The organism is Glacieibacterium frigidum, assembly GCF_007097155.1.
Taxonomy (GTDB): Bacteria; Pseudomonadota; Alphaproteobacteria; order Sphingomonadales; family Sphingomonadaceae; genus Glacieibacterium; species Glacieibacterium frigidum.
Genome location: NZ_VJWA01000001.1, coordinates 738,884 through 761,961, shown reverse-complemented (window position 1 = coordinate 761,961; position 23,078 = coordinate 738,884). Strand labels below are relative to the sequence as shown.

Annotated in this window: 22 protein-coding genes and 1 pseudogene; 22 read left to right on the top strand and 1 reads right to left on the bottom strand. The window is 66.8% G+C overall.

Going from position 1 to position 23,078, the window contains the following annotated elements; translation table 11 throughout:
* Nucleotides 1–285: 285 nt before the first annotated feature.
* Nucleotides 286–663: a hypothetical protein gene (locus FMM06_RS03650; protein ID WP_143554834.1), complete on the bottom strand. Its 378-nt coding sequence runs from the start codon at nucleotides 661–663 to the stop codon at nucleotides 286–288.
* Between the two features lie 122 nt (nucleotides 664–785).
* On the opposite strand from FMM06_RS03650, the gene FMM06_RS03645 reads away from it, so the two are divergent.
* The 22 genes and pseudogenes from FMM06_RS03645 to FMM06_RS03535 all read left to right on the top strand — a co-directional run bounded on the left by FMM06_RS03645 (nucleotide 786) and on the right by FMM06_RS03535 (nucleotide 23,010).
* Nucleotides 786–2,768, top strand: coding sequence for an energy transducer TonB (locus FMM06_RS03645; RefSeq protein WP_143554833.1), 1,983 nt, complete (start codon nucleotides 786–788; stop codon nucleotides 2,766–2,768).
* A gap of 204 nt (nucleotides 2,769–2,972) precedes the next feature.
* A complete protein-coding gene (gene ffh / locus FMM06_RS03640) occupies nucleotides 2,973–4,412 on the top strand; it encodes a signal recognition particle protein (RefSeq protein WP_144237067.1) in 1,440 nt (479 codons plus the stop codon).
* Between the two features lie 21 nt (nucleotides 4,413–4,433).
* Entirely contained in the window at nucleotides 4,434–5,063 is a 630-nt protein-coding gene (rpsP, locus tag FMM06_RS17330; protein ID WP_143554832.1) for a 30S ribosomal protein S16, read from the top strand.
* A gap of 5 nt (nucleotides 5,064–5,068) precedes the next feature.
* Entirely contained in the window at nucleotides 5,069–5,551 is a 483-nt protein-coding gene (gene rimM, locus FMM06_RS03630; protein WP_143554831.1) for a ribosome maturation factor RimM, read from the top strand.
* A 30-nt stretch (nucleotides 5,552–5,581) separates the two neighbouring features.
* The gene (locus FMM06_RS03625; RefSeq protein ID WP_235889055.1) at nucleotides 5,582–5,938 is read left to right on the top strand and encodes an AbrB/MazE/SpoVT family DNA-binding domain-containing protein; all 357 of its coding nucleotides are present in this window, start codon (nucleotides 5,582–5,584) and stop codon (nucleotides 5,936–5,938) included.
* Nucleotides 5,935–6,315 carry a type II toxin-antitoxin system VapC family toxin gene (locus FMM06_RS03620; protein ID WP_143554830.1) on the top strand — a complete coding sequence of 127 codons (381 nt, stop codon included), beginning with the start codon at nucleotides 5,935–5,937 and terminating at the stop codon, nucleotides 6,313–6,315. Before FMM06_RS03625 ends, FMM06_RS03620 begins: the two co-directional genes overlap by 4 nt.
* The gene (trmD, locus tag FMM06_RS03615) at nucleotides 6,312–7,043 is read left to right on the top strand and encodes a tRNA (guanosine(37)-N1)-methyltransferase TrmD (protein WP_143554829.1); all 732 of its coding nucleotides are present in this window, start codon (nucleotides 6,312–6,314) and stop codon (nucleotides 7,041–7,043) included. Before FMM06_RS03620 ends, trmD begins: the two co-directional genes overlap by 4 nt.
* Before the next feature lies 1 nt (nucleotide 7,044).
* Nucleotides 7,045–7,434 (top strand): 50S ribosomal protein L19, encoded by a 390-nt coding sequence (rplS, locus tag FMM06_RS03610; RefSeq protein ID WP_143554828.1) that lies wholly within the window; start codon nucleotides 7,045–7,047, stop codon nucleotides 7,432–7,434.
* Nucleotides 7,435–7,467: 33 nt separating this feature from the next.
* Complete coding sequence (locus FMM06_RS03605) at nucleotides 7,468–8,436, top strand: NAD-dependent epimerase/dehydratase family protein (RefSeq protein WP_143554827.1); 969 nt, start codon at nucleotides 7,468–7,470, stop codon at nucleotides 8,434–8,436.
* Between the two features lie 165 nt (nucleotides 8,437–8,601).
* Nucleotides 8,602–9,375, top strand: a complete 774-nt coding sequence (locus FMM06_RS03600; protein WP_143554826.1) for a ceramidase domain-containing protein — start codon at nucleotides 8,602–8,604, stop codon at nucleotides 9,373–9,375.
* Nucleotides 9,376–9,431: 56 nt separating this feature from the next.
* Nucleotides 9,432–9,884 (top strand): YbgC/FadM family acyl-CoA thioesterase, encoded by a 453-nt coding sequence (locus FMM06_RS03595; RefSeq protein WP_143554825.1) that lies wholly within the window; start codon nucleotides 9,432–9,434, stop codon nucleotides 9,882–9,884.
* Nucleotides 9,884–10,579: a protein TolQ gene (tolQ, locus tag FMM06_RS03590; RefSeq protein ID WP_143554824.1), complete on the top strand. Its 696-nt coding sequence runs from the start codon at nucleotides 9,884–9,886 to the stop codon at nucleotides 10,577–10,579. The genes FMM06_RS03595 and tolQ overlap by 1 nt, the downstream gene beginning before the upstream one ends.
* 127 nt (nucleotides 10,580–10,706) lie before the next feature.
* Complete coding sequence (locus tag FMM06_RS03585) at nucleotides 10,707–11,132, top strand: ExbD/TolR family protein (RefSeq protein WP_235889215.1); 426 nt, start codon at nucleotides 10,707–10,709, stop codon at nucleotides 11,130–11,132.
* A complete protein-coding gene (locus FMM06_RS16670) occupies nucleotides 11,129–11,950 on the top strand; it encodes an energy transducer TonB (protein ID WP_185965019.1) in 822 nt (273 codons plus the stop codon). The genes FMM06_RS03585 and FMM06_RS16670 overlap by 4 nt, the downstream gene beginning before the upstream one ends.
* A 26-nt stretch (nucleotides 11,951–11,976) precedes the next feature.
* Nucleotides 11,977–13,293, top strand: a complete 1,317-nt coding sequence (tolB, locus tag FMM06_RS03570) for a Tol-Pal system beta propeller repeat protein TolB (RefSeq protein WP_143554821.1) — start codon at nucleotides 11,977–11,979, stop codon at nucleotides 13,291–13,293.
* A gap of 23 nt (nucleotides 13,294–13,316) precedes the next feature.
* On the top strand, nucleotides 13,317–13,880 hold the full coding sequence (gene pal, locus FMM06_RS03565; protein ID WP_143554820.1) for a peptidoglycan-associated lipoprotein Pal: 564 nt from the start codon (nucleotides 13,317–13,319) through the stop codon (nucleotides 13,878–13,880).
* Nucleotides 13,881–14,026: 146 nt separating this feature from the next.
* Nucleotides 14,027–15,103: a cellulase family glycosylhydrolase gene (locus FMM06_RS03560; RefSeq protein ID WP_143554819.1), complete on the top strand. Its 1,077-nt coding sequence runs from the start codon at nucleotides 14,027–14,029 to the stop codon at nucleotides 15,101–15,103.
* Nucleotides 15,104–15,247: 144 nt separating this feature from the next.
* The gene (locus tag FMM06_RS03555; RefSeq protein WP_143554818.1) at nucleotides 15,248–16,399 is read left to right on the top strand and encodes a hypothetical protein; all 1,152 of its coding nucleotides are present in this window, start codon (nucleotides 15,248–15,250) and stop codon (nucleotides 16,397–16,399) included.
* A gap of 159 nt (nucleotides 16,400–16,558) precedes the next feature.
* Nucleotides 16,559–19,246 (top strand): aconitate hydratase AcnA, encoded by a 2,688-nt coding sequence (gene acnA, locus FMM06_RS03550; protein ID WP_143554817.1) that lies wholly within the window; start codon nucleotides 16,559–16,561, stop codon nucleotides 19,244–19,246.
* A 1,832-nt stretch (nucleotides 19,247–21,078) separates the two neighbouring features.
* Nucleotides 21,079–21,186 (top strand): annotated as a pseudogene (locus tag FMM06_RS17475) (PEPxxWA-CTERM sorting domain-containing protein); the annotation flags it as partial.
* Between the two features lie 69 nt (nucleotides 21,187–21,255).
* Entirely contained in the window at nucleotides 21,256–21,636 is a 381-nt protein-coding gene (locus FMM06_RS03540) for a hypothetical protein (RefSeq protein ID WP_143554816.1), read from the top strand.
* A gap of 147 nt (nucleotides 21,637–21,783) precedes the next feature.
* Nucleotides 21,784–23,010 carry an NF038122 family metalloprotease gene (locus FMM06_RS03535; RefSeq protein ID WP_143554815.1) on the top strand — a complete coding sequence of 409 codons (1,227 nt, stop codon included), beginning with the start codon at nucleotides 21,784–21,786 and terminating at the stop codon, nucleotides 23,008–23,010.
* The last annotated feature ends 68 nt before the right edge of the window (nucleotides 23,011–23,078 follow it).

The following is a 23,078-nucleotide window of genomic DNA, read 5'->3' as shown; positions in this document are numbered from 1 at the left end:
CTCCCGACGGCCATACTGGCGATCATGGGTTATTCTTCTCGGCACACTGCTGATCGCGTGTCAGCATGCTGATGATCGTGCCGCCCCGATCTGTACAGTCCTTGGCTCGGAGGACCTGCACAAGGAGTCCACCCATGAGCAACAGCGCGAAAACTGCGATCATGATTAGGAGGTAAATGCGCTTCATCCGAGCGTGACGATCCGGTATTCGCAGACTATCGCGACCGGCAACTGGCAAAGCCAGAAGGCCCTTCGCTTGCGGATGACCGCGGCATGGCTATTCCCTCACCCCCGGCAATATCCCTCGCCCGGGCCGACAACGAGGCAGTCCTGCTTGCCCGCCAGCCATTTCATGCCGGTCTCGTCGCCCGTGCCCTTGCGGATGCTGACCGTCTGGCCGGCGCGGTCGACGACCAGCGCGTCGCCCTCGATGCGACCCTCGAAGACACCCTTGTCGTCGAGGGTGTACTGGTTGGTCAGGCGGTAGCGGCCGTCGCCCTCGGCCACGATCCCCATGACCAGCCCTTCGGGCCCGACCCACTTCCCGGCCCAGGCGTCGGCGACGGGCGTGGCCGACGCCGCCTCCTTCACCACGGTCGGCGGCGGCGGTGCGGAGCCGCAGCCTGCCAGTACGAGCAGCATCGCCAGTCCGGTCGCCTTCATGTGCGTGTCTCCCGATTACCACCCGCCGATATCGCTCCGGGCGCGTCCCGGAAAGCCCGAAATGACTGGCGGACAGTGTGCCCCCGCGTTAAAAATCGCCGGAGCGGTTGCGAGGGGATTTCATGCGTACGACGTTGACGGCGTTGGCGATTCTCGCCGCGGTCCCCGCCGGTGCGGCGACGCTGCAGGAGCAATATGCCGCGGCGCAGGCCGCCTTCGACGCGGGCCGGTTTGCGGAAGCGCGCAGCGGGTTCGCGGCCATCCTGCCGCGCCTCGACGCGAATCCCAAGATGAAGACGCAGGCCGCCATCGTCCGCTCGCGCATGGGGACTGCGGCTTTCGGGCTGGGCGAGCCCGAGGCGGCGGTAGCGCTGATCCAGGCGGCGCTGCCGGTGCTCGACCCGAAGTCGCCCGACTGGGTCAACGCGATGCTCGAGCTGGGGCTGACGCAGGAGCAGCTGATCGATTTCGACGGGGCGGCGCGCAGCTACCGCGCGGTGATCACCGCCACGCCCGACGAAGGCGCACGGCTGAGCGCGACGATCGGCGCGGCGCGCGTGCTGACCTTCAGCGATCCCGCCGCGGCGCGCACCTATGCCGACGAGGCGCTGCGCGCCGGGGCGGCGGCGTTCGCCGACAAGACGAAGCGCGACAGCTATGCCCAGCTGCTCTCGCTGCGCGGGCGGATCGAACTCAACGCAGGACAGCCGAAGGCGGCGCGCGTCTGGCTCGACAAGGCGCTGAGTGCGGCGGGCGGGCTGAGCACGCGAGTCAGCGCCGCCGATGTGCGCATCCGCGGCGACCTCGGGCTCGCGGCGTTCTTTGCCGGCGACGAGGAGGCGACGCGCAAGTATCTCGCCTATACCGGTGCTGGCCAGCTGCCCGAGCAAGGCTTCGAGCTCGGCGCCGACATGCCGCTGCCGTCGTGCGCGCCAGTGGGTGCGGTGGGACGCGACGACATGGCCGTGGTCGAATTCCAGATCGCCAATGACGGCCGCGTCACCGGCGCAACGCCCGTCTATGCGACGTCGCCGACGGCGGCGGTCGAGTTCGCGCAGGCGGTACGCGGCTGGTCGTGGCGGCCCGAAGCTGCGGTCAAGCTTCCGGCGTTCTGGCGGCAGACGGTGCGGCTGGAGCTGCGCTGCGCCAATCGCGGGCCCGCGGTGGTCGACCGCATCGCCTATGGCTCCGCCAGCGAGGCCTGGCTCGATCGTCAGGGTACTGTCACCGACCTACCGCCCGCCGAGGCTGCCGCGCTACCTGTGCTGCGCGCCGAACTCGCGCGGCGTACCGTAAGCGACGGCGTATCGTCGACGCGCTTGCTGCCCGTCCAGCTCGCGCTGATTGGTAATGGTGTACGCACTGCCGCGGAGGCCGCGAGCGCCGTTGCAAGCGCCTACAGCATTGCTACTGCGAACGGCGCGCCCGCCGACCTGCTGATCTACTTGCGTCTGCGCCAAGCCGAGATCGACTCCGAAGTGCGCGCCAAGGGCGACTGGCGGCGTCAGTCTCGCGAATCGGCACAGGCCCTCGAAGCGCTGCTCGTCGCGCTCGATCGTGAAGGGCTGGGAGCGACGCGCGGATCGGCGTTGGTCGCTGTGCGGCTGGCGAGTTGGACCGCGTCCAATAAAAATACCGAAGCTCAGGCCGCAGCCTACCGGCGTATCCTTGCCACCCCTTCGGCAGCGCTGGCGGACGGTGATCAGCTTCGACAGGTCGCACGACTGGGTCTCGCTTCGATCGAAGCTGCCGCCCGGCGCATCGACACGGCGCGCGCCCTGTTGGCCGAGACCGGGCTGACGGCGGAACAGTGCTCGACAGTTCCGGTGCCTCCGACGCTGACCCGCGCCACGGTCGGTGCTGCAGACTTTCCGAACGAGGCGATGCGCTGGGGCTTCGAGGGAAAAGTCCGGGTCGGCTACGACATCGACAGCAAGGGCCTTCCACAGGGCGTCAGGACGGTCGTCGCCCATCCACCATTGGTCTTCAGCGAAGCTGCCGCACGCAGCGCGCGCGATTTCCGGTACAAACCCGCGTTTCGCGATGGCGCCAGCGTGGTGTGCGGCGGCATTCAGCAGGGCATATCCTTCAAGATCCGCAAATAAGGGTCCTCGGAGTCGCTCCTGTAACGGCCAGTCATCGACGACTTGTCACGAGCGCTGTCCAGCCGGCGCAGCACCTGATCTTGACCCGCACGCCCGCCTGACCTACACGCCGCCTGTTCCCCGGTGGGGAGCGAAGCGCCCGAGGGCGCACGCCGGTCTGCGCGGGTGCGCTCACCGGCGCTTTACTATTTGGAGCGACCGCGTCTGTTCGATAGTCTTTCCGACCGCCTGAGCGGCGTATTCGACAAGCTCCGCGGGCGCGGCGCGCTGACCGAACTCGACGTGCGTGCGGCGATGCGGGAAGTGCGGATCGCGCTGCTCGAGGCCGATGTCGCGCTGCCCGTCGTCAAGACCTTCATCGACGACGTCACGACGCGTGCCATCGGGCACGAGGTCATCCGTTCGGTCACGCCGGGGCAGCAGGTCGTCAAGATCGTCTCCGACGCGCTCGTCGAGATGCTGGGCTCCGAAGCCGTCGAGCTGAACCTCGGCGTCACGCCGCCCGCGGTCATCATGCTGGTCGGGCTGCAGGGGTCGGGCAAGACGACGACCTGCGCCAAGATCGCCAAGCGCCTGGCCGAGAAGCAGGGCAAGAAGGTCCTGATGGCGTCCTTGGACGTCGCACGGCCGGCGGCGCAGGAGCAGCTGCGCATCCTGGGCGAGCAGACCAAGGTCGCGACGCTGCCGATCGTGCCGGGCCAGCAGCCCGTCGAGATCGCTATCCGCGCCCGCCAGGCGGCGAAGCTGCAGGGCTTCGACGTGCTGATGCTCGACACCGCGGGCCGCCTCCACGTCGACGACGCGCTGATGGGCGAGATGCAGGCGGTGGCGCGCGAAGGTGCGCCGAACGAGATCCTGCTCGTCGTCGACGCGCTGACGGGCCAGGACGCGGTCAATGTCGCCACTGCCTTTGGTAGCCAGGTCGCGCTGACCGGTGTCGTGCTGACCCGCCTCGACGGCGATGCGCGGGGCGGTGCGGCGCTGTCGATGCGCTCGGTGACGGGCAAGCCGATCAAGTTCGCCGGCACCGGCGAGAAGCTCGACGCGCTCGAGGCGTTCGATCCGCAGCGCGTCGCGGGCCGCATCCTGGGCATGGGCGACGTCGTCGGCCTGGTCGAGCGCGCGGCCGAAGTCTTCGAGCAGGAGGCGGCCGAGAAGATGGCCGCCAAGATGGCCAAGGGCCAGTTCGACATGGAGGACCTGCGCACCCAGCTCGGCCAGATGAAGAAGATGGGCGGACTGGGCGCGATCGCGAACATGATCCCCGGCGTCGCCCAGGCCAAGAAGGCGATGGCGAACGGCCAGGTCGACGACCGCATCCTGGGGCGCATGGAGGCAGTGATCTGCTCGATGACCCCCAAGGAGCGCGGCAAGCCCGAGATCATCACCGCCAAGCGCCGCATCCGCATCGCCAAGGGCGCCGGCACGACCGTGCAGGAAGTCAACAAGGTGCTCAAGATGCACCAGGAAATGGCTGGCGCCATGAAGAAGCTGCGCAAGATGGGCGGCATGAAGGGCATGGCCGCGATGCTCGGCAAGATGGGCGGCGGGCCCGGCATGGGCGGCGGCGGCGGAATGCCGGATATTCAGAAAATGCTCGGGTCAGGCGGCATGCCCCCCGGGTTCGACAAGTTCAAACGCTAGAAACGAGAGAGAACGACAGACATGGCAATTGCAATTCGCCTGGCGCGCGGCGGCATGAAGAAGCGTCCCTTCTACCGGATCGTGGTGACGGACAGCCGTCAGCCGCGCGACGGCCGCTTCCTGGAGAAGATCGGCACGTACAACCCGCTGCTGCCCAAGGAATCGCCTGAGCGCATCAAGCTCGACGGCGAGCGCGCGTCCTACTGGCTCGGCGTCGGCGCCCAGCCGTCGGACCGTGTCGCGCGCTTCCTCGACGCGATGGGCATCCGCACCCGTGCGGCGCGCATGAACGCCAAGAAGGGCGAGCCCGGCGCCAACGCCAAGGAGCGCGCCGAGGTCAAGGCGACTAAGGCGAGCGAGGCGCTCGAAGCGCAGGAGGCCGCCAAGGTCGCCGCTGCCGAGGCTGCTGCCGCTGCCGCCGCCGCACCGGCCCCCGAGCCCGAGCCGGAAGCTGCGCCCGAGGTCGAGGCGGCTGTCGAAGCCCCGGCTGACGCCGAGACTGCGGTCGAGGCCCCGGCCGACGCCGAGCCCGTCGTCGACAGCAGCACCGCCGACGCCGAGACGGCGGTCGAGGGCGACGCCCCCGCCGGCGACGCGACGCTCGACGCAACCACCGAGACCGACGCCAGCCCCGCCGGCCCGGCGGTCTGACGCGCATGAGCGCCCGCGTCACCCTCGCAGGGATCGCGGGCGCGCACGGCATCGGCGGCGAGGTTCGCCTCAAGCTGTTCGCCGAATCGCTCGCCAGCCTCGAACGCCACAAGGTGTTCGAGGCGGGCGGCCGCACCCTGACCCTGACCCGCCTGCGCCCCGACAAGATCGGTGCCGTAGCGAAGTTCGCCGAAGTCGCCGACCGTACCGCGGCGGAAGGCCTGCGCGGCATTCCCCTGACCGTGCCCCGCGACACGCTGCCCGCGCTCGACGAGGGCGAATTCTACGTCAGCGACCTGATCGGGCTGGCCGCCGTCGACACCGCCGGCGCGCCCCTCGGCGAGATCGTCGCGGTCGAGAACTTCGGCGCAGGCGACATCCTCGAGATCGCCAAACCCGACGGCAAGACCTTCATGGTCCCCTTCACCCCCGCCGCCGTGCCCGATGTCGGCGAAGCGGTGACGATTGACCCTGCCTACGTCGATTAGTATATACGCGGAGTATATACGGAGGCGGTGATGGCGGACATAAGCGATTTGGAAGAGCGTCGTCTTGCGCTCGATCGGGTGTTTGGCTCAGTGCCTTGGTTGAAGCCAATCGACAAACGGCGGACCCGTACGAGAATCTTCAAGTCAGGTAACTCGCTGGCGGTACGGATCCCGGCTGGTACCAATCTGACTGCTGGAATGGAGATGGACCTGACGGTCGAACATGGCATGTTCCTGTCCTTCGAGCCTGTCCATCAGCCGAAGCGCAAGTTCAACGTCGCAAAAGTTGCAGGTTCGGCGAAGGCTTTGAACTACATCAAGGACGAGGATCGACTGTTCGAAGAGCGGGCCCTTCGATGGGATCGCGAAGCTGACAACGACGGATGAAGTATCTACTCGACGCCAATGTGATCATCGCGCTGGTCCTCAATGACGACGTCGGCATCGTGAGCCGTGCGGCTGAATGCGACGAGGGCGACATCGTCACTTCGGCGGTTGCTTTTGCTGAGGTTGTCTATGGTTCGCTCAACAGCAAGCCGCCACCCGTCGAGCAGTTGAGGGAATTTGTCGAAGAGGTTCCAATACTTAGCTTCGATTACAAGGCCGCGATGGCCTATAGCACCTTGCCCTTCAAGCGCGCCAGTTATGATCGACTCATCGCGGCTCACGCGCTGTCCCAAGACCTGATCGTCGTAACCGACAATTTGAAGCACTTTTCCGACGTGCCGGGCCTGAAGGTCGAAAACTGGACCCTGCCGCTTTGACCTGGTCCGCCACCGTCCTCACCCTCTACCCGGAGATATTCCCCGGGCCGCTGGGCCAGAGCCTCGCCGGGCGCGCGCTCGCTGACGGCGTATGGTCCCTCCGCGCCGCAAACATCCGCGACTTCGCGACCGACAAACACCGGAGCGTCGACGACACCCCCGCCGGCGGGGGGCCGGGGATGGTGTTGCGGGCGGATGTCGTCGCGGCGGCGATCGACGGCGTGGCGGACGGGACGCCTGTGCTGGCGATGACGCCGCGGGGTGCCCCCCTCACCCAGGCGCGCGTGCGCGACCTCGCCAAGGGCCCCGGCGTCACCCTCCTCTGCGGCCGGTTCGAGGGGTTCGACGAGCGCCTGTTCGCCGCGCGGGGCATCGAGGAAGTCAGCATCGGCGACTATATCCTGTCGGGCGGCGAGACCGCGGCACTTGTGCTGCTCGATGCTTGCGTGCGGCTGCTCCCCGGTGTAATGGGCGCGCCCTTGAGCGGGGACGACGAGAGCTTCGAAAGCGGCCTTCTCGAACATCCGCACTATACGAGGCCGCCCGTCTGGGAGGGCCTCGGGATTCCCGAAGTGTTGCGATCGGGGGATCACGCGAAGATCGCGGCCTGGCGACAGGCGCAATCGGAGGCGGATACACGGCTAAGGCGGCCGGACCTGTGGGAGCGCTACTCCAGCGCTCGGGTTCTGTCGCCCTCTGGCGCGCGACGACAGAAGAAAGAGGAATGAGATGAATCTCATCCAGACGATCGAGGCGGAAAACATCGCCAAGTTCATGGAGACCAAGAAGGTCCCGCAGTTCCGTGCCGGCGACACGCTGCGCGTCGGCGTGCGGGTCGTCGAAGGCGAGCGCACCCGCGTCCAGAACTACGAGGGCGTGTGCATCGCGCGCTCGAACAAGGGCATGGGCAGCAACTTCACGGTCCGCAAGATCAGCTTCGGCGAGGGCGTCGAGCGCGTCTTTCCGCTGTATTCGCCGAACATCGACACGATCGAGGTCGTGCGTCGCGGCGTAGTGCGGCGCGCCAAGCTGTATTATCTGCGCGGTCGCTCGGGCAAGTCGGCGCGTATCGTCGAGAAGCGCGACCCGCGTCCGGCGAAGGCCGTCGCCGCGGAGTAATCCGCGCGCGGCGATGCTTCGGCAGCTGCTTGCATGACGACCACCGCGCCCGCCACCCGCCGCGTCCCGGCAGGTGGCGGGCCGCGTGCTGTTCTGGTGACCGGCGGTGCCGGGTTCCTGGGCGGGGCGCTGTGCGCGCGGCTGCTCGAGGAAGGCTGGCGCGTCACGGCGCTCGACGACCTGTCGTCGGGACACGCCGAGAACGTGCCTGCCGGCTGCGACTTCATCCATGCCGACGTCCGCGAGCCGATCACCGGCCGTTACGACGTCATCCTGAACCTCGCCTCCCCCGCTGCGCCCGCGGATTACATGCGCGACGCCGTGCGCACGGTGATGACCAACGTCACCGGCATGGCGCAGGTGCTCGATGCGGCACGCCGCGACGGCGCGCGCGTCGTCCAGGCGTCGACCTCCGAGATCTACGGCGACCCCGACGATGCGCTTCAGTCCGAGGCCTATGTCGGGCGGACCAGCCCCGTCGGTCCGCGCGCAGCTTACGTCGAGGGCAAGCGCGCCGCCGAGGCGCTGTGCGCGGCGTATGCCCGGCAGCACGGGGTCGACGTCACGATCGCCCGGATCTTCAACGTCTACGGCCCCGGCACGAACCCGGCGGACGGGCGCGTCATCCCCCAGTTCATCGGTGCGGCGCTGCGCGGCGAGCCGCTGGTCGTCAACGGCGACGGCAGCCGCACCCGCTCCTTCTGCTTCGTCGACGATTTCACGGCGGCCTTCGCCGCGCTGATCGATGCGCCGGTCGGGCTGGGGCCGATCAACATCGGCAACTCCGAGGAAGTCTCGATCGGCGAGTTGGCGCAGCTGATCGTCGAGCTGACCGGCAGCCGGTCGGAGATCCGCCTTGCCCCGCCCATCCCCGACGAACCCCGCCAGCGCCGGCCCGACATCGCCCTGGCGCAGCGGGTGCTCGGCTGGAGGCCGGAGGTTGATCTCGCCAAGGGACTGCGGCTTACCATCGATGCGTTTCGGGGTGTGAGCTCGGAATAGAAGCACAGCCGTCGTCATCCTCGCGAAGGCGGGGACCCATAGTCCCGGGCTGCGGGGTCGAGGGCGGCGCCGTGCTTCATCGGTCCAGCGTACGGGTCCCCGCCTTCGCGGGGATGACAGGAGTTCGCGAGTTGCGGTGCGCCCGCGTTCTTATAAGCTGCGCGCATGACCAGCCGCCGCGCCCTTCCCGCCATCGCCCTCGCCGCGGCCTGGTCGCTCGCCACCTGGGCGATCCTCGTCATGCTGGGTCCCGACTGGACGCGCTACCTGCCCGCGTCGTGCCAGGCGACGCGCTGTTTCTGCGAGCTGCCGCGCACCGGCCAGCTGATGCTGCAGCCGTCGAACACGATCTCGGTGATCGGCTATCTGCTCGTCGGCAGCTGGATCATGGTGTCGGCGCGGTCGCGGACCGACACCGCGTTCCAGGGGCCGGGCGTCGTCTGGTACGGGTTCAGCGCCGTCGTCATCGGGGTCGGCAGCGCGCTGCTGCACGCGACGCTGACGCTATGGGGGCAGTTCGCCGATGTCGTCGGCATGTATCTGCTGACGGGCTTCTCGCTGACCTACGCGATCGCGCGCTGGCGGGGCCTCGGCACCGGCCAGGCGGCGCTGCTCTACGTCGCGCTCGTCGCGGCGCTGGTCGCGATCCTCTACATCGTCCCCGACGCACGGCGCTATGCCTTCCTCGTCCTGTTGCTGACCTCGATCCTGATCGAGATGGCGTTCGCGCGGCCCCGGCGGCCGGGGGTCGTGACCGGCTGGTACCTCGCGGGCATCGCTGCCAAGGCGGTGGCGTTCGGCATCTGGATCCTCGACAACACGGGGCGCGTCTGTGCGCCGGAAAGCTGGCTGCAGGGGCATGCGATCTGGCATTTGCTGGGTGCGGCGGCGATCGCCTGCAGCTACGCCTATTACCGTTCCGAACGCCGCGCCGGTTAGCGACCGCGACGGGGCGAGCTTCCAACGCGACGCACGGTCGCCTAAACGCATTCGCAATGTCTGCAGCCACCGGCCAGTTCGACGCGCGCGGCGTCCATCGCTTCGCCGCGCGTGCGTATTTCGAGGACACCGACCTGACCGGTGTCGTCTACCACGCCAACTATCTGCGCTACATGGAGCGCGCGCGCTCCGACATGCTCGTGCTGTGCGGCATCGACCAGCTTGCGCTGCTGGGCGCCGCGCAGGGCTATTTCGCGGTCGCCGACCTGAGCATCGCCTACAAGCGCCCGGCGCGGCTGGGTGATGATCTGACCGTCGTCAGCTGGGTGACGCGGGTGCGCGCCGCGGCGACGGTGATGACGCAGCAGGTGCGCCGCGGCGACGAAGTGCTGACCGACGCAGCCGTCACCGCGTGCTGGCTCGACGCGCAAGGGCGCCCGCAGCGGCAACCGCGCGAATGGGCCCAGCGTTTCGAACAACTGCGGCAAAGCGCCGAAACGGAGAATTGATGGAACCCGTCGTGCAAGCCGCTGCCGATCTCAGCCCCTGGGCGCTGTTCGTGCAGGCCGATATCGTCATCAAGATCGTGATGTTCGGGCTGCTCGCGGCGAGCGTCTGGTCGTGGGCGATCATCTTCGAGCGGACGCGCCGCCTGAAGACGATCAACGCGCAGGCGAAGAGCTTCGAGGACTGGTTCTGGAAGGCCGACAGCCTCGACGCGCTGTACGAGCCGGCGTCGAAGGCCAAGCACCCCTCGGCGCGGATGTTCGTCGCGGGGATGAACGAGTGGCGGCGCAGCCTCGGCAAGGGCCGCATCGACCGCGAGGGCGTGCGCGCCCGACTGACCTCGATCCTGGGCGTCGCGATCGCGCGCGAAATCGACGACCTCGGCGACCGGTTGAACGTGCTCGCGACCATCGGCGCGGTGGCGCCCTTCGTCGGGCTGTTCGGCACGGTATGGGGGATCATGCGCAGCTTCACCGGCATCGCGGCGTCGCAGAACACGACGCTCGCGGTCGTCGCGCCGGGCATCGCCGAGGCGTTGTTCGCCACCGCCATCGGCCTGTTCGCGGCGATCCCCGCGGTGATCGGGTACAACCGGCTGCTGCACGGTCTCGGCCGCCTCGAGGCGCGGCTGAGTTCGTTCGGCGAGGAATTCCACGGGCTGTTGTCGCGGCAGCTGGATGGGATGGAGGACCGGTGAGGCCAGCCCCCGCAATCATCGTCATGCTGGCGAACGCCAGCACCCATGGTCGAGCAAACACGATCGGCCGAGCTTGCACCGCCGTGGGTGCTGGCGTTCGCCAGCATGACGACAATCGGTGTGGCTCATGATCACCCCCAAGCATCGCGGCGGGCGCCGCCTGCCGATGGCGGAGATCAACGTCACGCCGATGGTCGACGTGATGCTGGTGCTGTTGATCATCTTCATGGTCACTGCGCCGCTGCTCGTCACCGGCGTGCCGGTCGACCTGCCCGACAGCAAGGCGAGCGCTCTGAAGGCCGACGACACCCCGGTCCAGGTGTCGATCGACAAGGCGGGCGACGTGTTCGTCGACGAGATGAGAATCGAGGGCGGCGGACTGACCGCCAAGCTCAGCGCCATCCGGGGCGCGCGCAGCGACGACACGCGCGTCTATGTCCGCGCCGACACCAGCCTCGACTATGGCCGCGTCATGGGCGTCGTCGGCGAAGTCTCGGCCGCGGGCTTCAAGCGCGTCGCGCTGGTCAGCCAGCCGGAGAAGGCGGGGCGGTGACCGAACGCCAGGCGCTGCTCGGCGCGGGCGTGGCGCATATCGCGCTGTTCGCGGCGCTGTCGCTCGGCTGGGCGTCGATGGAGCGGCCGCCGCTGTTCGAGGAGGCGGTCGCGGTCGAACTGCTCGACGTCGCGCCCGAGACGCGGGTGACCGAACTGCCCAAGCCGTCGATGGACGCCGCGCCGCAAGAGACGAGCGCCCCGCCGCCCGCGCCCGAGCCCGAGCCGGCGCCGCCCGAACCTGCACCGCCCGAACCCGCGCCGACCCCCGATCCGGTGCCGAAGCCCCAGCCGCCGAAACCCGAACCCAAGCCCAAGCCCAAGCCGACGCCTCCCAAGGTCGCCGCCGCGAAGCCGGTGCCGAAGCCGGAGAAGCTCGACCTCGCCGAACTCAGCAGCCTGATCGACAAGAGCCTGCCCAAGGCGCCCAAGAAGGTCCGCGACCCCCAGGCCTTCGCCAAGTCGATCGAAATCTCGGTGCCCAAGGCGGCCAAGCTCGACGGCCGCGCGACCGCGAGCCTCGCGGCCGCGATCCGCGCCCAGATCGCGCCGTGCTGGAACCCGCCGATCGGCGGCAGCGACGTCAAGAAGATGACCGTGGTGCTGGCGATCCAGCTGACCAGGGACGGCCGCGTGGTCGGCCAGCCGACGGTCGTCTCGCAGACTGGCGCGACGGGCGGCAACGCCGGTTACGCGAAAGCCTTCGCCGACACCGCCGTTCGGGCCGTGTTAAGGTGCGCCCCGCTGAAACTCCCCGCCGACATGTACGACGCGTGGAAGGCCTTCGAGCTGAACTTCGATCCCTCTGAAATGACCTAGCCGCATTCTTTCGTTAAGGTAGCTCCATGCGTCATATCTTTCTCGCCGCCCTCCTCGCCGCCACCCCCGCCGCGGCGGTGATCCGCGTTGACATCAATTCGGGCATCGCTCAGCCGCTGCCGATCGCGGTGCCGGCGTTCGCCACCCCCGCTGCCACCTCGACCGCGGCGGGCAGCACCGCCGCTCTCGGCGCGCAGGTCGCGCAGGTCATTGCGAACGACCTCGGCTCGTCGGGGCTGTTCCGGCCGATCGATCCGGCGGCCTACACGACGACCGTCACCATGGCCGACACCACCGTGCCGCAGTATGCGAGCTGGCGCACCGTCGCGGCGCAGGCACTGGTCACCGGCAGCGTCACCGCCAACCCCGACGGCGGCATCACGCTGGCGTGCTATGCCTATGACGTGTTCGCGGGGCAGGAGCTGGCGCGGCAGGGGTTCGTCACGACCGCGGCGAACTGGCGGCGGGCGGCGCACAAGTGCGCCGATCTCGTCTATTCGCGGCTGACCGGCGAGAGCGGCTACTTCGACAGCCGCATCGTCTATGTCAGCGAGACGGGACCCAAGACGAAGCGCATCAAGCGCCTCGCGGTGATGGACCAGGACGGCGCGGGGCACCGCTTCCTGACCAACGGGCAGAGCCTCGTGCTCACCCCGCGCTTCGCGCCGAACCAGCAGACGATCACCTACATGAGCTTCCAGGGCAACCGGCCGCGCGTCTGGGTCTATACGATCGGGTCGGGCACGCAGGAGGCGGTCGGCGACTTCCCCAACATGAGCTTCGCGCCGCGCTTCTCGCCGTCGGGCGACAATCTGATCTTCTCGATGGCGGTCGGCGGCAATACCGACATCTACCGCCTCGACCTCGGCAGCCGCAAGCTGACGCGCCTCACCACGGCGCCGGGCATCGACACCGCGCCGTCGTACAGCCCCGACGGCAGCCGCATCGTCTTCGAGAGCGACCGCGGCGGCACGCAGCAGCTCTACACGATGGGCGCCGGCGGCGACGGGCAGACGCGGATCAGCTTCGGGTCGGGCCGCTACGCCACGCCGGTGTGGAGCCCGCGCGGCGACCTGGTGGCGTTCACCAAGCTCGGCGGCGGCCAGTTCCGCATCGGCGTGATGAAGCCCGATGGCGGCGGCGAGCGCCTGCTGACCAACGCCTATCAGGACGAGGGCCCGACCTGGTCGCCTAACGGCCGCGTCGTGCTGTTCTTCCGCAGTTTGGCCGGCCGCGCGGGCACCGCCAATCTCTATTCGGTCGACCTGTCGGGGCAGAACGAGCGCAAGCTGCGCACGCCGCTCGATGGGTCCGATCCGGCCTGGTCGCCGTTACTGCCCTGACACTGGAAAGAAGGAGCCCAGATATGCGCCACCACCTCCTCAATGCCGGCCTCGCGGTCGCGTTGATCGCCACCGCGGCGTGCTCGGGCAAGAAGAAGCCGCTGCCCGACGCGCCGCCGCCCCCCGCCGCGGTCGGCACCGTCCCCGGCGGCGACACGACCGGACAGGGCACCACCGGGGTCACCGACGCGCCGATCGGCACGTCGAACACGCCCGGCGGCGTCGCCGACTTCGTCGCCCAGTCGGGCAGCGACCGGGTGCTGTTCGGCTACGACAGCTACGAGATCGACGATGAGGGCCGCGGCATCCTGGGCAAGCAGGCCGAATGGCTGGCGCGCTATCCGAACGTCCGCGTCACCATCGAGGGCCACACCGACGAGCGTGGCACGCGCGAATACAACCTCGCGCTCGGTGACCGCCGCGCCAATGCGGCAAAGAACTTCCTGGCCGCGCAGGGTGTCGCCGCGAGCCGCATCACGACGATCAGTTTCGGCAAGGAAAAGCCCGAGGCCGATGGCTCGGACGACGCCGCCTACTCGCGCAATCGTCGCGCGGTGACCGTCATCGCGAGCGGCGCCGCCCGCTAAGGCCCTGATTCGAGGCAGTCTGCTCAATTTTCAGGCAGGCTGCCTCGATTCGTCGCATTTTGAGAACCGTTCGATTGCGTACCCCGTAACTGTGATTACGACTGAGTCGGAGACGACACGTGATCCAGACACCCCGGGGGGGACACATGGTATCGAACACGCGATGGACGCCCGAAGCTGCTCGTAAGTGGCACAAGTCCCTGCCCTGGCAGGTCGGCTGCAACTTCACGCCGAGCTATGCCGTCAACCAGCTCGAGATGTGGCAGGCCGAGAGCTTCGACATCGCCGCAATCGACAGCGAATTGGCCCTCGCCGCGGGGCTCGGGATGAACGCCGCGCGCGTCTATCTCCATGATTTGCTGTGGTGGCAGGACAGCGCGGGTTTCAGCGCGCGCATCGACCAGTATCTCGCCGCTGCGGACCGCCACGGCATCAAGACGATGCTGGTGCTGTTCGATTCGTGCTGGGGCCCGCATCCCGAACTCGGCCCCCAGCCCGCGCCGACGCCCGGCGTCCACAACTCCGGCTGGGTCCAGTCGCCGGGCATGAAGGTGCTCGCCGACACGTCGCACCACCGCCGCCTGCAGGACTATGTCGAAGGCGTCGTCGGCCGCTATGCCAACGATCCCCGCGTCCTCGCCTGGGACATCTGGAACGAGCCCGACAATGGCCCTGAGGTCGCTCTGTGCGATCCCGCGCAGCTCAAGGCCAAGGCCGATCTCGTCGTGCCCCTGCTCATCGCCGCGTTCGGCTGGGCACGCGCGGCCGGCGCGACGCAGCCGCTGACCAGCGGCATCTGGCTGGGCGACTGGTCAGCGCCCGACCTGCTGAGCCCGATCCAGGTCGCGCAGACCGAAAACTCGGACGTCATCAGCTTCCACAACTACGGTTCGGCCAAGGACTTCCGCACGCGGGTCAAGTGGCTGAAGGCGATGGGCCGCCCGATGCTGTGCACCGAGTTCATGGCGCGTCCGGTCGGCAGCACGTTCGAGGCGATCCTGCCGGTCGCCAAGAAGAACAAGGTCGGCGCCTTTTGTTGGGGCCTCGTCCAGGGCAAGACGCAGACGCATCTGCCGTGGGACAGCTGGGCCAACCCCCGCCTCGAGCCGACCACCGAGCCGTGGTTCCACGACATCTTCGCCCCCGGCGGCGTGCCGCACGATGCGACGGAAGTGGCGTTCATCCGCATGCTGACCGAGGCGGAGACGCGGCTGGCGGCGTAGATCTTGCCGCCTTATCCACCGGCAGTTACAAAAATGCTCAGCCATAATGCGTACGCTGCCTACTAACCGGAATCCCATTGTTACAGCGGCCTAATTGAGCTAGCTCCCAGATCAATGGACAGCGGGAAATCGGAGCCTGGGCGAGTGTTGCAGACCGGTATCGGTATGCCTGAACTCAATCAACCCCATGGCGTGATGATAGCTCATTTATACTATCCTGGCTTTCTGGACTTACCAACTTTTTGTTTCTTTATTGTTGTCGGGGATGACTTTCGTGGCACCGTTGAGATAATTTCTCATGTGCGTCCGCTAGTGGTTACAGATTTCGATAACAGTTTGTATCGCTCGGTTGATGATCTAGGTCATACCTTCACTCGCATTCGACGACCGGTTCTGGATGTCGACGATGATGCTTTCGTTATCGACGCACGAGGACACGAAGGTCGATCGGGGCCCGTCATCGCAGTCGAAAAACGCAAAGAAGGGCGTGTGTTTCATCAAGAGATATTTACGGAACTACACGTCGCTTGGGAATGCCAGGTACCACAAGACGCCCAAATCTTGACGCCATACGCTAAGATTCTTGAGCGTTTTATCACAACATACCGATATCTTTACCCTGACCTTCGATTGACGATTGATGAACTTGCGGCTGTGGAGTCCGCCCCGCTTCGGGTTGGTTACCATTCGTACTCGCCTTCAGAACGCCAAGCGCAGTTTGAAGAGCGCATCGCCGGTGTTCGACCAGCAAGTTTATCGCTCTCGCTGATATCTGCCAACCGCGGAGCGAAAGCCCTTCAGGATCACGTTGATGACGAGCCTGCAAGGCTTGAACGAGCCGAGACGCTCGGAGGATTTACGCGTCACGGTTTCCAGCTAACCGAGAATTTGATAGAGTTAGAAAGGCTAGCTGAGCTGGCATTTCCGGGTAAGCGTCCACGGGCGGCCATTGTTGAGGCAACGTCTATATTCGAAGTAGCGTTGCTTGCGGCCCGCCGTCGAATGACGCGCACCCAACGTGGAGCGAGAATATTTAGCAAGGCTCCTCGGGAAACCACATTGAAATTCATTGTAAATGCCATGCTGCCGGCACTACTCAGTTTCTATAACGGTGACCGTGGGTCGTTGATCAAGCGCGCGAATGCGGTCAGAGAACTTAGGAACCGCGTTGCTCACCATGGATATCACCCAACCGTTGAAGAAACGAATTTAGCTCTTTCGACCATAAGAACCATTGTCGGTATCTTTGAGCTTCCCGATACGTTCAGACTGGATTGGAAGTATCACGGTAGCTAAAACGCTCCAGCAGGTCTGAGACAGAACTACCGGGGCGCAAAGGTCGGCAGCACATCGTGCAGCCCGAAACCCTATACGAATACCCATGCACCGCGCGCCCTAGCCCCCACCCCACCCCTTTGCTACGACGCACCTGCAGCAAGACGCAGGGACACGCACATGACCGCCATCGGACACGACAGCCTGAACACACGCCGCACGCTGACGGTCGATGGCAAGGATTATGCCTATTACAGCCTGACCGCCGCCGCCGAGGTGCTCGGCGATGCCAGCCGCCTGCCCTATTCGATGAAGGTGCTGTTCGAGAACCTGCTGCGCTTCGAGGACGGGGTCACCGTCACCCGCGCCGATCTCGAGGCGATGGTGCAATGGGCGAGCGACCGGCGGTCCGACCGCGAGATCGCGTATCGCCCGGCGCGCGTGCTGATGCAGGATTTCACCGGCGTGCCCTGCGTCGTCGACCTGGCGGCGATGCGCGACGCGATGACCGCGCTGGGCGGCGACCCGGCCAAGATCAACCCGCTGATCCCTGTCGACCTCGTCATCGACCACTCGGTGATGGTCGACGAGTTCGGCACGCCGCACGCCTTCGAGGACAATATGGACCTCGAATATGCGCGCAACATCGAGCGCTACGAGTTCCTGCGCTGGGGTTCGTCGGCGCTGAAGGGCTTCCGCGTCGTGCCGCCGGGCACGGGCATCTGCCATCAGGTCAACCTCGAATATCTGGCGCAGACGGTGTGGATCTCGGACGACACCGGCGGTGCGCAGGTCGCCTATCCCGACACCTTGGTCGGCACCGACAGCCACACGACGATGGTCAACGGCATGGGCGTGCTGGGCTGGGGCGTCGGCGGGATCGAGGCCGAGGCCGCGATGCTGGGCCAGCCGGTCAGCATGCTGATCCCCGAGGTCGTCGGCTTCAAGATGGACGGCGTGCTGCCCGAGGGCGTGACCGCGACCGACCTGGTGCTGACCGTCACCCAGATGCTGCGCGCCAAGGGCGTGGTCGGGCGCTTCGTCGAGTTCTACGGGCCGGGCCTCGACTCGCTGGGCCTCAGCGACCGCGCGACGATCGCCAACATGGCGCCCGAGTACGGTGCGACGTGCGGCTTCTTCCCCGTCGACCAGGCGACGATCAACTATCTGCGCCTGTCGGGCCGCGACCCGCACCGCATCGAGCTCGTCGAGGCGTACGCCAAGGCGCAGGGCATGTGGCGCGACCACACCAGCGTCGACCCCGTCTTCACCGACACGCTCCACCTCGACCTCGGCAGCGTCCAGCCGTCGCTGGCGGGTCCGCGCCGTCCGCAGGACCGCGTGCTGCTGAGCCAGGCCGACGAGGCGTTCGAAACCGAGCTGGCGAGCGGCTACAAGAAGCCCCACGCGACCAACACCGAGCGTTACGCGGTGACCGGCGCGGCGCATGACCTCGGCCACGGCGACGTCGTCATCGCGGCGATCACCAGCTGCACCAACACGTCGAACCCCAACGTCCTCGTCGCCGCCGGCCTCGTCGCGCGCAAGGCGCGTGCGCTGGGGCTGAAGTCGAAGCCCTGGGTCAAGACCAGCCTCGCGCCGGGGTCGAAGGTCGTCACCGATTATTTCGCGGCGTCGAAGCTGCAGGACGACCTCGATTACCTCGGCTTTAACCTCGTCGGCTATGGCTGCACGACGTGCATCGGCAACTCGGGTCCGCTGCCGCAGCCGATCAGCGACTCGATCGCGACGAACGATCTGGTGGCGGTCAGCGTGCTGTCGGGCAACCGCAACTTCGAAGGCCGCGTGTCGCCCGACGTGCGCGCCAACTATCTCGCCTCGCCGCCGCTGGTCGTGGCGTACGCGCTGGCGGGCACGATCCGCAACGACATGGTCACCGACCCGCTGGGCCAGACGCCCGAGGGCAAGGACGTGTATCTGAAGGACATCTGGCCGACCAACCAGGAGGTCAGCGACATGGTGCTGTCGTCGGTCACCGCCGACATGTTCCGCGGCCGCTATGCCGACGTTTTCGCCGGCGACGAGCGCTGGCAGGCCATCAAGGTCGAGGGCGGCGCCACCTACAAGTGGAACCCGGCCAGCACCTATGTGCAGAACCCGCCCTATTTCGAGGGCATGACGATGACCCCGGTGCCGACGCAGGACATCAGCGGCGCGCGCCCGCTGGCGATCTTCGGCGACTCGATCACCACCGACCACATCTCGCCCGCGGGTTCGATCAAGGAAGCGTCGCCCGCCGGCGTCTATCTGAACGAGCGCCAGGTCGCGCGTGCCGAGTTTAACTCCTACGGCGCGCGCCGCGGCAACCACGAGGTGATGATGCGCGGCACCTTCGCCAACATCCGCATCCGGAACGAGATGGTGCCGGGCGTCGAGGGCGGCGTGACGAAGCACATCCCCTCGGGCGAGCAGCTGGCGATCTTCGACGCGGCCGAGAAGTACCGCGCCGAGGGCACGGCGTTGGTGATCGTCGCGGGCAAGGAATACGGCACCGGGTCGTCGCGCGACTGGGCGGCGAAGGGCACCACCCTACTGGGTGTGCGCGCGGTGATCGCCGAGTCGTTCGAGCGTATCCACCGTTCGAACCTCGTCGGCATGGGCGTGCTGCCGCTACAGTTCCCCGAAGGCACCGACCGCAAGACTTTGGGCTTCGACGGCAGCGAAACCTTTGACATCGCAGGCGTCGCCACCCTTAGCCCGCGCCAGGACGTGACCGTGCGCTTCACCCGCGCCGACGGCAGCACCGGCGAGTTCACCACCCGCGCGCGGATCGATACCGAGCAGGAACTCGATTATTTCTACGCCGGCGGCATCCTGCCGTACGTGCTGCGCAAGCTGGCAGCCTAGCCGCGCACTTGTCCGGCGGTGCCGGCATTTTCTTTAAGACGTTGAAATTGGGGGAGCTTCGGCTCCCCCTTCTTTTTGGCACGCGCAAGACAAAAAGCCCGGAAATTTAGCCAAACCTTTGACTCGGCACAGTTTAACGGCCGTCCGGGAAGAATCTTGCGTGCAGGCTAACAATGGTTGCTTGCCAAGTGCGCCAAGCAGGCAGATCATTATTGCGTCGGCGAGAGGGGCTGATCGGAAGAAAATTTTATCAGGGGGTTTCAATGAAGTTGTTTCATGTGTTGGCCGCGTCGGCCGCAGTGATGAGCATCGCGTCGGCCGCGAGCGCCGAAGAGCACCTGATCAAGACCTATTATGAATTCAAGAAGCCCAGGGCGATCACGCCCGACCTCGGCGAAGTCTTCGGCGTCGACAATGCCGGCATCTCGGACCCGGTCTTCAACCAGGGCATGATCCAGGCGGGCTTCGAAGGCATCAGCCAGTATGACGTCGCCGCCGTTGGCCGCAACTTCATCCCGCCCGACACCATCGGTGCCGTCGGCCGCACCCAGTACATGCAGTTCGTGAACGGCGGTGTCGCCGTGTACGACAAGGCGACGGGCACGCGCCAATCGTTCCAGTCCGACCTCGCATTCTGGTCCGCCCTCGGCCAGCCCGGCGCCAACGGCGACTCGCGCGTGCTGTACAACGCGCAGGCCAACCGCTGGATCGCGCTGTCCTTCGCGGCCGATGCGCGCAACATCCAGATCGCGGTTTCGAAGACCGCCGACGCGAACGGCCCGTGGCAGGCGACCCAGTTCCAGGGCTATGCCGGTCTCGGCTTCGGCGGCACCGCCGACTATCCGACGCTCGCGATGGACACCAACGCCATCTACATCGGCACGAACAACTTCGCGCCCGCGACCAACGGCGGAGCGAACAGCTTCCGCGGCACGACGCTCAACGTCATCCCGCTCTCCGACCTGTTCAACAAGACCGGTCCGACGGTCGCGAACAACGTCAAGTTCGAGACGCCGTTCAACAGCGCCTCGAGCGGCAACGACTTCACCCGCGGCTTCGCCATCCAGGGCGTCAACAGCCGTGAAGTGACGACGACGGGCAACATCATCGCCGCGTCGATCAACGACTATGGCCTGACGCGCTATGACGTTCTCAACGCCGGCACCGCAGGCGCCGTGCGCACCGCGACCGCCAGCACGACGATCGGGACGACCTACACCGACAACGCAGCCGGACGTCAGCCGTCGGTCGCAATCCCGGCAAACCAGCGGATCATCGACACGTTCGGCGATCAGATCAGCAGCAGCGCCTTCGAGAACGACGGCAAGATCTACAGCGTCCACACCGTGACGCCGCTCGGCGGACAGTTCACGCAGGTCCGCGTGACGATCCTCGACTCGCTGACCAACGCCGTGCTGTCGGAGACGACGATCGGCGACTCGACCCACGACTATTACCAGGGGTCGCTGTCGGTGAACTCGATCGGTCAGGTCGTGGTCGCCTATAACCGTTCGGGTCTCGATCCCACCGACGGGCGCATCACGCTCGCGGCGCGGACGTTCATGACGACGGCCATCGGCGGTCTCAACTCGACGGGGGCGGAGATCGTGCTCCGCGTCAGCGACACCGACGATTACCACAACGGCAGTCTCTTCGGTCAGACGTTCGCCGGACGGCAGCGCTGGGCGGATTATGCGACCGTCACCACCGACCCGACGAGCTTCCACACCTTCTGGGTCAGCGGCACGTTTGCGCGCGAGTACAACAATGCGGCCGGCGGCCATCCGGGCGGCACCGGCGGCTCGCGCTGGGGCACGTATATCGCAGCGATCAATGTCGGCGGCGTTCCCGAGCCGACGACCTGGGCGATGCTGATCATCGGCTTCGGCCTTGTCGGCGCCCAGGCGCGCCGGTCGCGGTCGGGCTACGCGACTGCCTGATTTCCGGTCAGCAGAAGGATGCGGGGGTCGCTGGCGCGGCCCCCGTGTTCGTGTCAGGCTACAGCCATGATGAAATCGCTCTTCGCGATCGTGATGATGACGGGGGCTTCGATGACGTCAGCTGCACCCCTGATCGGCGAGTGGAGCGGCGACCGCGCCACCCTGACGCTGACCGCGACGGGCGGCCGCTTCGTCGAGGATTGCGCCGCCGCGACGATCGACGGCCCCGTCAGCAGCGACGCGCGTGGCGGTTTCAGTGCACGCGGCCACCGCGAGATCCACACCCCCGGGCCGCAGGACGCCGATGCGCCGCCGCCGATCCGCCCGGTCCGCTTCATCGCACGGCAAACCGCGACGGGGCTGGCGCTGGAGGTCCGCGACGGCGACGGTACGGCGCACGCCTATAATTTGATGCCCGGACGCCGCTTCAAGCGGATGCCCTGCCTCTAGCCTGGGCCGATCGTCGATCTGCCCGACTGTCAGGCATCAAAAGCCTGATAAATCCGGCATTGTGTCTTTCCTGCACTAGCCAATACGGCTGCGATAAGTTGCAGTGCAGCATGCGGTTGAGGGGACCGCACAGAGGGGAACAATCAAATGAATATCAGGCTTTTGTGCACCACAGCCATGCTCGTCGGCATGGCGTCCGCGGCGCCGGCGTCGGCGCTGACCATCACGCTCCGCGACAATGGCGCGGCGATCGACGAGCAGGCAGCGCGCGGTTTCCGTGCCGCGGCGCTCTATTGGGAGAGCGTCATCACCAACGACGTCAACGTCAACTTCGATATCTCCTTCGGTCCGCTCGGGCCGAACATCATCGGCGGCACCGGCAGCAGCTACGACGAGCGCACCTTCGTCAGCGTGCGCAACCAGCTCAACGCGGGCGCGACCAGCACGATCGACACGGTCGCCACGAACAACCTGCCCACCGGCGCTGGGCTCAGCATGATCACCCCGGGCTACCGTGCCGGAGCGGGCACGGGCAACGGCATCAACAACAACACCAAGGCATGGGACACGCCGACCAACAACGCCAACGGCTTCAACAACCGCAACCTGTATTTCACCACCGCCAACGGCAAGGCGCTGGGCTATGACTACGATCCCAACGCCGCAGACGCCGAGGTGACCTTCAGCTCTGACTTCGCTTTCGACTTCGATCCGCGCGACGGCATCTCGGCGAACACGATCGACTTCATCGGCGTCGCGATCCACGAGTTCGGCCATGCGCTCGGCTTCGTCAGCGGCGTCGACGACTACGACTATCTCGGCACCGGCGGCCCGGCAGCGACCGCGAACTGCGGTTCGGCCGCGTCGCCGATCCAGTGCCGCAACCTGCCCGCGCAGCAGTTCTCGTGGGGCAGCGTGCTCGACCTGTACCGCTACAGCAACGATCCGACCAACATCGCCCCGGGCACCGGTCCGGTGCTCGACTGGTCGACCGGCACCAACAGCTACTTCTCGATCAATGGCGGCGCGACCAACCTCGCCGGCTTCTCGACGGGGTCGTACAATGGTGACGGGTGGCAGGCGTCGCACTGGAAGTCGAACAATACCTGCGCGAACTTCATCGGCATCATGAACCCCTACGCCTGCGACGGCGAGATGGACTCGATCACCGCCCTCGACCTCGCGGCGTTCGATGCGATCGGCTGGAACATCAACTTCAACGTCGCGCAGAACCAGGGCTACAACTTCTCGACCGCGCAGGTCGCGGTGCTGGCGGGGATCCCCGAGCCGGCGAGCTGGGCGCTGATGATCGGCGGCTTCGGGATGGTCGGCAGCTCGCTGCGGGCGCGCCGCCGCGTGGCGACCGCCGCCTGACCAAGACGTGATGCGCCGGAAACGGCGCATCACCGGGACGCAAAAAAGGGGAGGGGCCGCGGCCCCTC

What these genes read in the sequence shown, in the direction of transcription:
- FMM06_RS03650 (WP_143554834.1), bottom strand. Translation starts at nt 663, where the DNA reads ATGAAGGCGACCGGACTGGCGATGCTGCTCGTACTGGCAGGCTGCGGC.
- tolQ (WP_143554824.1), top strand. Translation starts at nt 9,884, where the DNA reads ATGGAACCCGTCGTGCAAGCCGCTGCCGATCTCAGCCCCTGGGCGCTG.
- FMM06_RS03620 (WP_143554830.1), top strand. Translation starts at nt 5,935, where the DNA reads ATGAAGTATCTACTCGACGCCAATGTGATCATCGCGCTGGTCCTCAAT.
- FMM06_RS03535 (WP_143554815.1), top strand. Translation starts at nt 21,784, where the DNA reads ATGAATATCAGGCTTTTGTGCACCACAGCCATGCTCGTCGGCATGGCG.
- tolB (WP_143554821.1), top strand. Translation starts at nt 11,977, where the DNA reads ATGCGTCATATCTTTCTCGCCGCCCTCCTCGCCGCCACCCCCGCCGCG.
- FMM06_RS03595 (WP_143554825.1), top strand. Translation starts at nt 9,432, where the DNA reads ATGTCTGCAGCCACCGGCCAGTTCGACGCGCGCGGCGTCCATCGCTTC.
- FMM06_RS03605 (WP_143554827.1), top strand. Translation starts at nt 7,468, where the DNA reads ATGACGACCACCGCGCCCGCCACCCGCCGCGTCCCGGCAGGTGGCGGG.
- FMM06_RS03540 (WP_143554816.1), top strand. Translation starts at nt 21,256, where the DNA reads ATGAAATCGCTCTTCGCGATCGTGATGATGACGGGGGCTTCGATGACG.
- pal (WP_143554820.1), top strand. Translation starts at nt 13,317, where the DNA reads ATGCGCCACCACCTCCTCAATGCCGGCCTCGCGGTCGCGTTGATCGCC.
- FMM06_RS03585 (WP_235889215.1), top strand. Translation starts at nt 10,707, where the DNA reads ATGATCACCCCCAAGCATCGCGGCGGGCGCCGCCTGCCGATGGCGGAG.
- FMM06_RS03645 (WP_143554833.1), top strand. Translation starts at nt 786, where the DNA reads ATGCGTACGACGTTGACGGCGTTGGCGATTCTCGCCGCGGTCCCCGCC.
- rpsP (WP_143554832.1), top strand. Translation starts at nt 4,434, where the DNA reads ATGGCAATTGCAATTCGCCTGGCGCGCGGCGGCATGAAGAAGCGTCCC.
- rimM (WP_143554831.1), top strand. Translation starts at nt 5,069, where the DNA reads ATGAGCGCCCGCGTCACCCTCGCAGGGATCGCGGGCGCGCACGGCATC.
- FMM06_RS03600 (WP_143554826.1), top strand. Translation starts at nt 8,602, where the DNA reads ATGACCAGCCGCCGCGCCCTTCCCGCCATCGCCCTCGCCGCGGCCTGG.
- FMM06_RS03560 (WP_143554819.1), top strand. Translation starts at nt 14,027, where the DNA reads ATGGTATCGAACACGCGATGGACGCCCGAAGCTGCTCGTAAGTGGCAC.
- rplS (WP_143554828.1), top strand. Translation starts at nt 7,045, where the DNA reads ATGAATCTCATCCAGACGATCGAGGCGGAAAACATCGCCAAGTTCATG.
- acnA (WP_143554817.1), top strand. Translation starts at nt 16,559, where the DNA reads ATGACCGCCATCGGACACGACAGCCTGAACACACGCCGCACGCTGACG.
- FMM06_RS03625 (WP_235889055.1), top strand. Translation starts at nt 5,582, where the DNA reads ATGGCGGACATAAGCGATTTGGAAGAGCGTCGTCTTGCGCTCGATCGG.